Annotated in this window: 10 protein-coding genes; 5 read left to right on the top strand and 5 right to left on the bottom strand. The window is 67.8% G+C overall.

Annotation, left to right across the window (positions count from 1 at the left end):
- Positions 1-124 precede the first annotated feature (124 nt).
- Together ACI766_RS02230 and ACI766_RS02235 are read right to left on the bottom strand one after the other, a co-directional pair.
- Positions 125-1,348 (bottom strand): CaiB/BaiF CoA transferase family protein, encoded by a 1,224-nt coding sequence (locus ACI766_RS02230; RefSeq protein WP_023086912.1) that lies wholly within the window; start codon positions 1,346-1,348, stop codon positions 125-127.
- Positions 1,349-1,467: 119 nt separating this feature from the next.
- On the bottom strand, positions 1,468-2,649 hold the full coding sequence (locus ACI766_RS02235; protein WP_003084682.1) for an acyl-CoA dehydrogenase: 1,182 nt from the start codon (positions 2,647-2,649) through the stop codon (positions 1,468-1,470).
- Positions 2,650-2,869: 220 nt separating this feature from the next.
- On the opposite strand from ACI766_RS02235, the gene ACI766_RS02240 reads away from it, so the two are divergent.
- Positions 2,870-3,778, top strand: a complete 909-nt coding sequence (locus tag ACI766_RS02240) for a LysR family transcriptional regulator (protein ID WP_003109731.1) — start codon at positions 2,870-2,872, stop codon at positions 3,776-3,778.
- A gap of 152 nt (positions 3,779-3,930) precedes the next feature.
- Positions 3,931-4,335: an acyl-CoA thioesterase gene (locus tag ACI766_RS02245; RefSeq protein ID WP_003084686.1), complete on the top strand. Its 405-nt coding sequence runs from the start codon at positions 3,931-3,933 to the stop codon at positions 4,333-4,335.
- Between the two features lie 42 nt (positions 4,336-4,377).
- On the opposite strand, the gene ACI766_RS02250 is transcribed toward ACI766_RS02245, so the two are convergent.
- On the bottom strand, positions 4,378-6,000 hold the full coding sequence (locus ACI766_RS02250) for an inorganic phosphate transporter (RefSeq protein WP_034022648.1): 1,623 nt from the start codon (positions 5,998-6,000) through the stop codon (positions 4,378-4,380).
- Between the two features lie 379 nt (positions 6,001-6,379).
- On the opposite strand from ACI766_RS02250, the gene ACI766_RS02255 reads away from it, so the two are divergent.
- From ACI766_RS02255 to ACI766_RS02265, 3 genes are all read left to right on the top strand, one after another.
- Positions 6,380-7,711, top strand: coding sequence for an NfeD family protein (locus ACI766_RS02255; RefSeq protein WP_034010521.1), 1,332 nt, complete (start codon positions 6,380-6,382; stop codon positions 7,709-7,711).
- Positions 7,708-8,502: a slipin family protein gene (locus ACI766_RS02260; protein ID WP_003118835.1), complete on the top strand. Its 795-nt coding sequence runs from the start codon at positions 7,708-7,710 to the stop codon at positions 8,500-8,502. The genes ACI766_RS02255 and ACI766_RS02260 overlap by 4 nt, the downstream gene beginning before the upstream one ends.
- Before the next feature lie 107 nt (positions 8,503-8,609).
- Positions 8,610-9,341 (top strand): substrate-binding periplasmic protein, encoded by a 732-nt coding sequence (locus ACI766_RS02265; protein WP_003099929.1) that lies wholly within the window; start codon positions 8,610-8,612, stop codon positions 9,339-9,341.
- Here ACI766_RS02265 and yccS read toward each other — a convergent pair.
- The gene (gene yccS, locus ACI766_RS02270; protein WP_019371386.1) at positions 9,338-11,539 is read right to left on the bottom strand and encodes a YccS family putative transporter; all 2,202 of its coding nucleotides are present in this window, start codon (positions 11,537-11,539) and stop codon (positions 9,338-9,340) included. The genes ACI766_RS02265 and yccS overlap by 4 nt on opposite strands.
- Before the next feature lie 261 nt (positions 11,540-11,800).
- The gene (gene dbpA / locus ACI766_RS02275; RefSeq protein WP_003113273.1) at positions 11,801-13,177 is read right to left on the bottom strand and encodes an ATP-dependent RNA helicase DbpA; all 1,377 of its coding nucleotides are present in this window, start codon (positions 13,175-13,177) and stop codon (positions 11,801-11,803) included.
- Positions 13,178-13,402 lie beyond the last annotated feature (225 nt).

A 13,402-nucleotide genomic window follows, 5' to 3' on the forward strand; every position in this document is an offset into this window, starting at 1 on the left:
TATCCGCCGATGCTCGGCTGGCCGGCGGATAACCGCGTTGCGGTTATGCGCCCTACGTCGCGGTGTTGCGCGGGGTACGGTGGGGCGTTGTCCGCCGATGCGTCGCTGGGGCGGGGCGCGGGGCTCAGATCACCTTGCTGTCGCGCAGCCTTTCCAGCGCGGCCGCGTCCAGGCCGAGGAGCGTCTCGAGGACCTCGTCGGTGTGCTGGCCGAGGGTGGGCGGCGGGTTGCGGTATTCCACCGGCGTCTCGGACAGGCGGATCGGGCTGGCTACCTGCGGCACCGTCCCGGCCAGCGGGTGCGGTAGCTCCACGCGCAGGCCGCGGGCCTGCACCTGCGGGTCGGCGAACACCTGCGCCAGGTCGTTGATCGGCCCGCAGGGCACGCCGGCGCGCTCCAGGGAAAGAATCCACTCGGCGGTGGTGTGCAGCACCGTGGCCTGGCGGATCAGCGGGATCAGCACCTCGCGGTTGGCCACCCGCGCCTTGTTGGTGGCGAAGCGCGGGTCGTCGGCCCATTCCGGGTGGTCTGCCAACTCGGCGAACTTGCGGAACTGGCTGTCGTTGCCGACCGTGAGGATCATGTCGCCGTCGGCGGTGGGGAAGTCCTGGTACGGCACGATGTTCGGGTGTGCGTTGCCCAGGCGCCGCGGCGGCACGCCGGTGGTCAAGTAGTTGAGGGTCTGGTTGGCCAGGCAGGCGACCTGCACGTCGAGCAGGGCCATGTCGATGTGCTGGCCGATGCCGCTAACGTCGCGGTGGGCGAGGGCGGCGAGCACCGCGGTGGAGGAGTACAGCCCGGTGAGGATATCGGTCAGCGCCACGCCGACCTTCACCGGACCGGCGCCTTCCTCGTTGTCGGCGCGCCCGGTGAGGCTCATCAGGCCGCCCAGGCCCTGGATCATGAAGTCATAGCCGGCGCGCTTGGCATAGGGGCCGGACTGGCCGAAGCCGGTGATCGAACAGTAGATCAGCTTCGGGTTGACCTGCTTCAGCGATTCATAGTCGAGGCCATAGGCCTTGAGCCCGCCGACCTTGAAGTTCTCCAGCAGGATGTCGGCCTTGGCCGCCAGTTCGCGAACGATGCGCTGGCCTTCCGGCTGGGTGAAGTCCACCGTCACCGACTTCTTGTTGCGGTTGGCCGACAGGTAGTAGGCCGCCTCGCTGGTGTCGTTGCCTTCGGCATCCTTGAGGAACGGCGGGCCCCAGGCGCGGGTGTCGTCGCCGCTGCCGGGGCGCTCGATCTTGATCACCTCGGCGCCGAGGTCGGCGAGGATCTGCCCGGCCCAGGGGCCGGCCAGGACACGGGACAGGTCGAGTACGCGGATATGGGAAAGGGCGCCGGGCATGACGGTTCTCGCTGCTGGGGGCTGGAAACGGAAATGGCCGGGAAGACGGGTTCCTTGCCCGTCCCCCCGGCGGCCGGCGCGCTACCGTGAAAAAGCGCGCCGGGGTGTTGCTCGGTGGCTCAGAAGAATGCCTGGATGCCGGTCTGCGCGCGGCCGAGGATCAGCGCGTGGACATCGTGGGTGCCCTCGTAGGTGTTCACCACTTCCAGGTTGACCAGGTGGCGGGCGATGCCGAATTCGTCGGAGATGCCGTTGCCGCCCAGCATGTCGCGGGCCAGGCGGGCGATGTCGAGGGCCTTGCCGCAGCTGTTGCGCTTCATGATCGAGGTGATTTCCACCGCCGCGGTGCCTTCGTCCTTCATCCGCCCCAGGCGCAGGCAGCCTTGCAGGGCCAGGGTGATCTCGGTCTGCATGTCGGCCAGCTTCTTCTGGATCAGTTGGTTGGCGGCCAGCGGGCGGCCGAACTGCTGGCGGTCGAGCACGTACTGGCGGGCGGTGTGCCAGCAGAATTCGGCGGCGCCCAGGGCGCCCCAGGAGATCCCGTAGCGCGCCGAGTTCAGGCAGGTGAACGGACCGCGCAGGCCGCGCACTTCGGGGAAGGCGTTCTCTTCCGGAACGAACACGTTGTCCATCACGATCTCGCCGGTGATCGAGGCACGCAGGCCGACCTTGCCATGGATCGCCGGGGCGCTCAGGCCTTCCCAGCCCTTCTCGAGGACGAAGCCGCGGATCTGCCCTTCGTCATCCTTGGCCCAGACCACGAAGACGTCGGCGATCGGGCTGTTGGTGATCCACATCTTGCTGCCGCTCAGGCGATAGCCGCCGTCGACCTTCTTCGCCCGGGTGACCATCGAGCCCGGGTCGGAACCGTGGTTCGGCTCGGTCAGGCCGAAGCAGCCGATGTATTCGCCGCTGGCCAGCTTGGGCAGGTACTTCTGCCGGGTGGCTTCGTTGCCGAATTCATGGATCGGCACCATCACCAGCGAGGACTGCACGCTCATCATCGAGCGATAGCCGGAGTCGACGCGCTCGACTTCGCGAGCGATCAGGCCATAGCAGACGTAGTTGAGGCCGCTGCCGCCGTAGGCTTCGGGAATGGTCGCGCCGAGCAGGCCGGTCTCGCCCATCTCGCGGAAGATCTTCGGGTCGGTCTGTTCGTGGCGGAAGGCTTCGAGCACGCGCGGGGCCAGCTTGTCCTGGGCGAACTGCTGGGCGCTGTCGCGAACCATGCGCTCTTCTTCGGTGAGCTGCTGGTCCAGCAGCAGGGGATCTTCCCAGTTGAAGCTAGCTTTGGTGGCCATGCGTACATCCTCGTCAAGCGGTAGCGGAGGCTGGCGTGGGCCAGCCGGAATGGAAGCATCCTAAGAGCCTAGCGAATGGGGCGGCAAACGAGGAATTCGCACGCACTTGTGCTATTTTCTCACTCCGAGAAAATGAGTCTCGTATTTCATGCCCTTGAAGAGGCGCGAGGAATCGTGACCTGGGCGTCATAGATGCGAAACCGGCACTCCGGAGTCCTCCATGCGACGCAAGATCCCTTCCACCGCCGCGCTGGTCAGCTTCGAATCCGCCGCGCGCCACGAGAGCTTCACCAAGGCGGCGGAGGAGTTGTCCCTGACCCAGAGCGCGATCTGCCGGCAGATCGCCACGCTCGAGGAGTTCCTCGGTGTCGAGCTGTTCCGTCGCTCGCGGCGCGGGGTCAAGCTCACCGAGGCCGGGCTGTCCTATAGCCGGCGGGTGGCGGTACGCCTCGACGCGGTGGAGCGCGACACCCTGGCGGTGATGGGGCACCAGGGCGGCGGCGCGATCGAACTGGCGGTGGTGCCGACCTTCGGCACCCAATGGCTGTTGCCGCGGCTCAAGCGTTTCCAGCGGCTGCACCCGGAGGTCACGGTCAACCTGACCAACCGCACCCGCCCGTTCCTCTTCGCCGACACCGAGTTCGACGCCGCGCTGTACTTCGGCGACGCCGACTGGTCGGGTACCGTCTCGCATTTCCTGATGCGCGAGAATCCGGTGCCGGTGTGCAGCCCGGAGCTGCTGGGCGGGCGTCGAACGCTGAGCGCCGAGCAGGTCGCCGGGCTGCCGCTGATGCAGCAGAGCACCCGGCCCTACGCTTGGCGCCAGTGGTTTCACTCCCAGGGACTGAACGTCGCCCACGACATGAGCGGGCCGCGCTACGAGCTGTTCTCCATGCTTGCCCAGGCGGCCATGCACGGCATGGGCGTGGCCCTCATACCGCCCTTCCTGATCCAGGACGAGCTGGCCGACGGAAGGCTTATCGTGCCCATGCAACATGCCTATTTGAGCGAGAATGCGTATTACCTGATCATTCCCGAGCGCAGGGTCGAATCGGCGATGCTCAATGCCTTCCGCGACTGGCTGGTGGAAGAGGCCAGGCAGTACCGCGAGGCCAACGGGCTGGGCTGAACGCGCAGGAACATCGGGTGGCGCAGGCAGGACGCGCCGCCCCCGGGACCGGGCCGATCCGCCGGGTCCCGCGGAGCCGCGGCGGCGATACCGCCGGGCATCCTCCACGACGGCCAGGATGGCGGCCGCGGAGCACCACACCAGGAGTTCACATGAATTTCCACACCCGCAAGTGGGTCAAGCCAGAAGATCTCAACCCCAACGGCACCCTGTTCGGCGGCAGCCTGCTGCGCTGGATCGACGAAGAAGCGGCGATCTACGCGATCATCCAGCTGGGCAACCAGCGCGTGGTCACCAAGTACATTTCCGAGATCAACTTCGTCAGCTCGGCGCGCCAGGGCGACATCATCGAGCTGGGCATCACCGCCACCGACTTCGGTCGTACCTCGCTGACCATGACCTGCCACGTGCGCAACAAGATCACCCGCAAGAGCATCCTCACCATCGACAAGATGGTCTTCGTCAACCTCGGCCCGGACGGCCTGCCGGCGCCCCACGGCAAGACCGAGATCACCTACATCAAGGACCAGTTCAAGGAAGACGAAGTCCTGCCCTGAGCGGCGCGACGAGCGGCCGGCACCTGTGCCGGCCGCCGTGTTTCAGAACAGCCGGGTGAGCAGCCAGTAGAGCGAGGCCGAGAGCAGGATCGCCGCCGGCAGCGTCAGCACCCAGGCCATCAGCAGGTTGCGGATGGTCTTCCACTGTAGCCCCGAACCGTTCGCCGCCATGGTCCCGGCCACCCCGGAAGACAGCACATGGGTGGTGGAGACCGGCAAGCCATACAGGTCCGCCGCGCCAATGGTCAGCATCGCCACGGTTTCCGCCGAGGCGCCCTGGGCGTAGGTCAGGTGGGTCTTGCCGATCTTCTCGCCGACCGTCACCACGATGCGTTTCCAGCCGACCATGGTGCCCAGGCCGAGGGCGATGGCCACGGCGATCTTCACCCATAGCGGGATGAACTTGGTGGCGTCGTCGATCTTCTGCTTGAACGCCTGCAATTTGCCGCGGGTGTCGGCGTCGAAGCGGCCGACGCCGTCCTTGTCCATCAGGCGGATCGCCTCGGAGGTCAGGTACATGTCGTTGCGCACGTTGCCCATGGCTTCCGCCGGTACCCGCGAGAACGCGCCATAGCCTTTCACTTCCTGGCCGATCGAGCCGGTCAGGGCGGCCAGCGCCGGGATCAGCTCAGGCGATGCCTGCTTGCTGCGCACGTAGTCGGAGAGTACCTGGCGCGGATCGGCCGGCGCCGGTTGCGGCGCGCTCTTCACCAGCGCTTGCTGGGTGACCTCGGCGACGGCGGCGAACTGCACCGCCTGGTCCGCCGGCATGGTGCGGTTCAGGGCGTAGGCCATCGGCAGGGTGCCGACCAGGATCAGCATGATCAGGCCCATGCCTTTTTGTCCGTCGTTGGAGCCATGGGCGAAGGACACCCCGGTACAGGTCAGGATCAGCAGGCCGCGGATCCACCAGGGCGGCGGCGCCTTGCCCTTCGGCGCCTTGTACAGCGCGCGGTTCTTCACCAGCAGGCGCAGCGCCAGGAGCAACAGGGCGGCGCAGGCGAAGCCGATCAGCGGCGAGAGCAGCAGGGAGTAGCCGACCTTGGTCGCCTGGCCCCAGTCCACCCCGCTGGTGCCATCGCGCCCATGCATCAGCGCGTTGGCCACGCCGACGCCGATGATCGAGCCGATCAGGGTGTGCGAGGACGACGCCGGCAGGCCCAGCCACCAGGTCCCGAGGTTCCACAGGATGGCGGCGATCAGCAGGGCGAAGACCATGGCGAAGCCGGCCGAGGAACCGACCTGCAGGATCAGTTCCACCGGCAGCAGGGCGATGATGCCGAAGGCCACCGCGCCGCTGGAGAGCAATACGCCGAGAAAGTTGAAGCAACCCGACCAGACCACCGCGAAGTGCGGCGGCAGCGAGTGGGTGTAGATCACCGTGGCCACCGCGTTGGCGGTGTCGTGGAAGCCGTTGACGAACTCGAAGCCGAGGGCGATCAGCAGGGCCACGCCGAGCAGCAGGAAGGGCGTCCAGGTGGTGATCGCGGAACCGACGTCATCGACGTCCTGCATCAGGCTGTAGGCGCTGAACAGCAGTCCGGTGGCGAGCACGGCGAAGAATACGAGGGCGGTGAGGCGGCCGGGACGCTGCTCGAGATGGGGCTTGTGCGCGTTGCCGGCGGCACTGGCGACGGCGACGGCGGGAAGGACATCGGAGGTCATGGTGCGGGTCCGCGCTGGGGATGACCGGCACATGATGGGCAGGCGATTGTGACAAGTTATGTCTTTCGCATACCGGCTTCGTCTGGCGAAGAAAGGACAAGGGCCGCGGGAGGCCGCCGGAAGCCGGATGGGGTCGGGCGCCAGGCGGCCTGCCCGCTGCGGCCGCGAAGATTAATGAATTCCTGTGGCGAGTGCCATCATTTCGTCGCTAAAAAGTTGGCATGTTGAGGGATTTGCCGATCCGGACACGCGCGGGGAAGGCGAGAGCCACTGGACTAGACTGAGAAGTGCGCGGCGGGGCCGGTCGCTTGCCGGCCCGGTGCGCGGGACGAGCGCCTTCGTCCCGGGGTGGCCCGGCCGGGCGGTCGGGGAGGTCGATATGCGGATGCTGTGCCGGCTCGCGCTGGCGCTGTTGCTGTGCTTCGCCGGCCCGGCCTGTCTCGCGGCCTCCGGACCGGTACGGGTGCTCTCGGTGGATGGTGCGATCGGCCCGGCCAGCGCCGATTACCTGGTGCGCGGCATCGAGCGTGCCGCCGAGGACGGCGCGCAACTGGTGGTGCTGGAACTGGACACGCCCGGCGGCCTGGACGCATCGATGCGGCGCATCGTCAAGGCGATCCTCGCCAGCCAGGTGCCGGTCGCCGGTTTCGTCGCGCCCAGCGGGGCGCGGGCGGCGAGCGCCGGCACCTACATCCTGCATGCCTGCCATATCGCGGCGATGGCGCCGGGGACCAACCTCGGCGCCGCCACCCCGGTGCGCCTGGGGACGCCGGACAAGCCCGCAGAGAAGCCCCCGGCGCGGGACGTCGAACCCATGGCGCGCAAGCAGGTCAACGACGCCGCCGCCTATATCCGTGGCCTCGCGCAGTTGCGCGGGCGCAACGTCGAATGGGCCGAGCGCGCGGTGCGCGAGGCGGTCAGCCTGGCGGCGCACGAGGCGGCGGCGCAGAAGGTGACCGACCTGCAGGCCCGCGACCTGCCCGACCTGCTGCGCCAGCTCGACGGCCGCAGCCTGCGCGTCGGCGAGCGCGCGCTTACCCTGGCTACCGCCGGCGCCACGGTCGAGCGCCAGGCACCGGACTGGCGCGCGCGGTTGCTGGCGGTGCTCACCGATCCCAGCGTGGCGCTGATCCTGATGATGATCGGCATCTACGGGCTGATCTTCGAACTGGCCAATCCCGGCATGGCGTTGCCCGGCGTGCTCGGCGGCATCTGCCTGCTGCTTGGCCTGTACGCCCTGCAGATGCTACCGGTCAACTACGCCGGGCTGGCGCTGATCGCGCTGGGCCTGGCGTTCATGGTGGGCGAGGCGTTCGTCGCCAGCTTCGGCGTGCTCGGCATCGGCGGAATCGTCTCGTTCGTAGTCGGCGCGCTGATCCTGATCGATACCGAGGTGCCCGGCTACGGCATTCCGCCCGGCCTGGTGGTGGCCTTGGCGTTGCTCAGCGCCGCGCTGATCGTCGGTCTGCTGGGCATGGCCCTGCGTACTCGCCGGCAAGCGGTGGTAAGTGGCACCGCCGGATTGGTCGGCAGCCTGGCGACGGTGGCGGCGGTGGATTCCGAACAACCCTGCGCAGGCTGGGTGCAGCTCCAGGGCGAGCGCTGGCGGGTGCTCGCCGCGCGGCCGCTGGCGGTGGGCCAGCCGGTCTGGGTGCTGGCGCGCAAGGGCCTGCTCCTGGAAGTCGCGCTGGCCGATGAAGGAGGTGGATGATGGGTATTTCCTATGGTTTGGCGATGTTGCTGGTGTTCCTCGCGCTGCTGCTGTTCAGCGCGCTGCGCATCCTCCGCGAGTACGAGCGCGGCGTGGTGTTCCAGCTCGGGCGGTTCTGGAAGGTCAAGGGGCCGGGGCTGGTGCTGGTGATCCCGGCGATCCAGCAGATGGTGCGCATCGACCTGCGCACCATCGTCCTCGACGTGCCGCCGCAGGATGTGATTTCCCGCGACAACGTTTCGGTGAAGGTCAACGCGGTGGTGTACTTCCGCGTGCTCGATCCGCAGAAGGCGATCATCCAGGTGGAGAACTACCTGGCCGCCACCAGCCAGTTGGCCCAGACCACCCTGCGCGCGGTGCTGGGCAAGCACGAGCTGGACGAGATGCTCGCCGAGCGCGAGCGCCTGAACCTGGATATCCAGCAAGTGCTCGATGCGCAGACCGACGCCTGGGGCATCAAGGTGGCGAATGTGGAAATCAAGCACGTCGATCTCAACGAATCGATGGTTCGCGCCATCGCCCGGCAGGCCGAGGCGGAGCGTGAGCGCAGGGCCAAGGTGATCCATGCCGAGGGCGAGCTGCAAGCCTCGGAGAAACTCATGCAGGCGGCGCAGATGCTCGGCCGGCAGAGTGGCGCCATGCAGTTGCGCTACATGCAGACCCTCGGCGCGATCGCCGGCGACAAGAGTTCGACCATCGTCTTCCCGATGCCGATCGAACTCTTCGGCGGCAAGTACGCAGGTGCCGCGCCGCGGAACGAAAAGGCCGCCGGAGAGGAAGAGGAGAGGTGAACGCGTGCGGTTTGTGATGGAAATATCATCGAGCCGCGACACGGGGACATGCGTGCCCGGGGTCGGGATGGCTATGCTGTGGCGATCCACTCCCGGGACGCTCCTTCATGCTGCGATGCGCACTCCTGCTGCTGACATTGCTCCTCCCTTGCGCGCTGCCTGCCGCCAACCTGCGCCTGGTCGGCGACTCCTGGCCGCCTTTCGTCGATTCGCGCCTGCCTGGCAACGGCCTGGCGGTGGAACTGGTGACCACCGCGCTCAAGCGCGCCGGCTTCGACTCGAGTTTCCAGCAGGTACCCTGGTCGCGTGCCCTGTACGGCGTGCGCAGCGGCGACTACGACATCGCCCTGAGCGCCTGGTACGAGCCCGCCCGCAGCCTCTACGGGCAGTTTTCCCGCGCCTACCTGAGCAACCGCATCCGCCTGCTGCAACGCAAGGGGCGGGGTATCGAGTTTTCCCGCCTGAGCGACCTGCGTCCCTACCGCATCGCGGTCGTGCGCGACTATGCCTACGCGCCCGAATTCGACCGTGACAGCCGTCTGCAGAAGGTCAACGTGACCAGCTTCGCCAACGCCGCGCGGATGCTCGAGGCGGGGCGGGTCGACCTGGCGGTGGAGGACGAGCTGGCGCTGGGGGTCGCCTTCAAGGGCGAACTGGCCGATTTGCGCGACAAGCTGGAGGTACTGCCCATCCCGCTTGGCGAGAACGGCCTGCACCTGCTGGTGAGCCTGAGGAATCCCCGGCATGACGAGATCGTCGACGGCTTCGACCTGGCCATCCGCGGCATGCGCGACGACGGCAGCTACCAGCGCCTGCTGGAGCGCTACGGCGCGCGCTAGGGCTGGCCTGGCAGTGGCTGCGCGCCGGCCAGTTCCTTCTTCAGCAAGTGCGCGGCCAGGGTGCGCAGCGGGGCGAGCTGGCGGCAGATGTGCGCCAGTTGGGTCTGTACCAGGCGATGGCTGTCGTCCATGTCCTCGGGCATCTGCTCCAGTTCCTTGGCCAGCGCTTCCTCCTCTTCGCTGTAGATGGCGACCGGGCGTTTCTGTTCCAGGCTCGCGGCGATTTCCTCGAGGCTGGCGGAGAGCCGCTCGGCGGCGCGCTCCAGGAGGCCGTCGCTGGCGTCCTCGGGCAGGCTTTCGCGGTGCGCGCCGAGACCGGATAGATAGCTGAGCAGGGTGTGCGAGAGGACCAGGAAGCGGAAGCCGATCTCGGCGTCCTTCCTGAAATGGCCGGGTTCCAGGAGCATGTTCGACAGGGTGGTCGACAGCGCCGCGTCGGCGTTGTGCGCGTTGCGCCGGGCGGTGCGGTAGTCGAGGTCGTCGCGCTTGCCGGTGGCGTACTGCTGCATGATCTGCCGCAGGTAACGGCTGTTGCAGGCGAGGGTGTTGGCGAGCATGCGGTTGAGCCGGCGGCCCTGCCAGTCGGGCAGCACCAGGAACACCGCGAGGCCGGCGATCAGGCTGCCCAGCAAGGTATCGAACAGGCGGGGCAGGATCAGCCCGTAGCCATCGCCGACCTGGTTGAAGCAGAACAGCACCAGCAGGGTGATCGCCGCCGTCGCCAGGGTATAGCGACTGCTGCGGGTGGCGAAGAAGGCGACCCCGGCGGCGACCGCGAACAGCGACTGCACCAGCGGGCTGGGGAACAGGTCGATCAGCGCCCAGCCGACCACCAGGCCGACCACCGTACCGAGGATCCGCTGCACCAGGCGCAGGCGGGTCGCGCCATAGTTGGGCTGGCAGACGAACACCGTGGTGAGCAGTATCCAGTAGCCCTGGGTCGGATGGATCCAGTGCAGCACGCCGTAGCCGGCGGTCAGCGCCAGGGACATGCGCAGGCCGTGGCGGAACAGCAGCGAGGTCGGGGTGAGCTGCTGGCGCAGGCGCTCGAAGGCGTCCTTCAGGCTGCGCGGCGAGCGGTCGAGCAGGGCGCTGTCCTGTTCGTCGGCGATGGCGTCCGGGTTGCTCGCCCCGGCCAGCTTGCGGTCCAGCGTGGTGAGGTTGGCGGCCAGGGCGCCGAGCGAGCGCAGCAGGCCCTTCCAGGCCGGGTTGCTCTGCTGGCGCAGGTGTTCGAGCGAGGCCTGGAGGTCTTCCAGGGCCAGCTCGCGGTCGGCGTAGTCGAACGGCTGGCGCAGGCGGATAGCCCGCGCCAGGGCCTGGCAGGCCTTGCCCTGCTGGTTGAGCAGGCGCTGGCAGCGGAACAGCACGTCGCTGTGGAAGAACGCCTCGGCCAGCCGGTTGTACGGGTAGTGCGAGGAACTGGCGCGCTCGTGGACGTCCTGGGCGATGAAATAGAGCTTCAGGTAGCGGCTCACCTTGGGGCCCGGCCGGCCATGGCCGAGACGGTTGAGAATGGTCTCCTTGGCCTGGTTCAGCGCCACCACCACCTTGCCGTTCTGCCGTGCCAGGGCGAGGCGCTGGCCCTCCACGTCGAGCTGGCGCAACGGTTCGAACAGGCTCGACTTGATCCTCAGGTATTCGCCCAGCTCGAAATACAGGCGGGAAAGACTCTGCTGCACCGGCTGGTTGGAGAACAGCGCGTTCCACAGTACCGAGAGCAGCCCGTACCAGGCCGCCCCGGCCACCAGCAGCAGCGGTTCGTGCCAGACATCGGCGACCTCGCCGCCGCGCTGGTCCACGCCGATCATGGTGTAGATCGAGAGGATCAGGGTCGCCGAGGCGATCGCCGCATAGCGCTCGCCGAGGGCGCCGAGGAGGATCATGCCGAACGCCGACAGCGCCATCCCGGAAACGAACAGCCAGGGATAGGGGAACAGCAACTCGACGGCGAAGGCGGCGACGCTGAAGCACAGCAGGGTCACCAGCAGCGCTTGCAGGCGGCCGAGCCAGTTGTCGTCGGTCTCCGCCAGGGCGCTGGCGATGATCCCGAGGAACAGCGGGATCAGCAGCTCGATGCGGTCCTGCCACCAGCACAGCAGCAGGGCGCCGGCCAGGGCGATGAATACCCGCAGGCTATAGGCGAACTTGTCGAGGGCCCAGAGGCGGCGGAGCGTGTGTGTCAACGAAGAGGGCGGCATGGGGGCGGAGTGCTATCCGATGGTCCGTGGTTCAGCCTATGTGGCCTGTCCGGCTAATTCAATCGGCCGATTTCGCGCGACTGGAAGTCCGCTGCCCGCCGCAGTCGCAGGAAGCGCTGCCGTGGGCAACTCGGTCGAGCCGGGCATCTGGCGGATGCAGGCTTCGTGCCTGCGAACGCTAAGACGTCGTCGCCGCGCCGAACGTTACCCGGCGGCGATATCGCGCGCCGGAGCGGGCCCGGCAAGCGAAGCGGCGGCGCGCTAAAGCAGGCGGACCTTGAACGAGCGACCCTTGATCTTGCCTTCGCTCAGGCGCTTGAGGGCCTGGTGGGCGAGGCCGCGCTCGATGGCGACGAAGGCCTGGAAGTCGAAGATGGCGATCTTGCCCACCGCGCTGCCGGGCAGCCCGGCGTCGCCGGTGAGGGCACCGAGCAGGTCGCCGGGGCGCACCTTGTCCTTGCGTCCGCCGGCGATGCACAGGGTGCTCATCGGCGGCAGCAATGGCTCCGGGCTGGCCTTCAACTGGCCGAGGGCGTACCAGGCCAGCGGCTGCTTCTGCAGGTCCTCGATGGCCTGCGCGCGGCTGGCCTCGGCCGGCGCCACCAGCGACAGGGCCAGGCCTTTCTCGCCGGCGCGACCGCTGCGTCCGATGCGATGGATGTGGACCTCCGGGTCGCGCGCCAGCTCGACGTTGATCACCGTTTCCAGGGCGGCGATGTCCAGCCCGCGGGCGGCCACGTCGGTGGCCACCAGTACGTTGCAACTGCGGTTGGCGAACACCGTCAGGACCTGGTCGCGCTCGCGCTGCTCCAGGTCGCCGTGCAGGGCCAGGGCGGAAATCCGCTGCGCCTTCAGTGCGTCGGCCAGCTCCTGGCACTGCTGGCGGGTCTGGCAGAAGGCCACGCAGGACTGCGGCCGGAAATGCTGGAGCAGGCGTACCACGGCGTCCATGCGCTGCTTCGGATCGATCTCGAAGAAGCGCTGCTCGATCTGGCTGTCGGCGTGCAGCGACTCGACCCTCACCTGTCGCGGATCGCGCATGAAGGTCTTCGCCAGCTTCTCGATGCCGTCCGGGTAGGTGGCGGAGAACAGCAGGGTCTGCCGGCGCTCGGGGAGCTGGCCGATGATCTCGGCGATGCTGTCGTAGAAGCCCATGTCGAGCATCCGGTCGGCTTCGTCGAGGACTAGGGTATTGAGCCCGTCGAGGACCAGGGTGCCTTTGCGCAGGTGCTCCTGGATGCGCCCCGGGGTGCCGACCACCACGTGCGCGCCGTGCTCCAGCGAAGCCACCTGCGGGCCGTAGGGGACGCCGCCGCAGAGGGTCAGGACCTTGATGTTGTCGGCGGCGCGGGCCAGCCGGCGGATCTCCTTGGCGACCTGGTCGGCCAGTTCGCGGGTCGGGCACAGCACCAGCGCCTGGCAGCCGAAGTAGCGCGGGTTCAGCGGGCTGAGCAGGGCGAGGCCGAAGGCCGCGGTCTTGCCGCTGCCGGTCTTGGCCTGGGCGATCAGGTCGTGGCCCTGGAGGATCAGCGGCAGGCTCTGCGCCTGGATCGGCGTCATCTCCCGGTAACCGAGGGAGTCGAGATTGGCCAGGAGGTCCGCGGAAAGCGGCAGCGAGGAGAAAGCGGTGGAGGTCACGGGGCAGGGCTCGGCAGGCGATACGAGCGGCTAGTCTAGCAGCCTGCGGCGGCTTGCCGCGTGCGATCGCCGCCGGAGCAGCAGCGACAGGCAATGTATCTTTGGCCAGTACCGTTCGTCCGAAAAACGAAAAAAGCGCGTTTCTGTATTTTTATACAGGTTCGCTTTCCTCAGTTTTTTGTCGTAGAGTGCTGACACTGTGTTTGCATGGGTCGCCGTCGATCG

Origin of the sequence: Pseudomonas sp. DL (genome assembly GCF_047199225.1) — a bacterium.
GTDB classification, from domain to species: Bacteria; Pseudomonadota; Gammaproteobacteria; order Pseudomonadales; family Pseudomonadaceae; genus Pseudomonas; species Pseudomonas aeruginosa.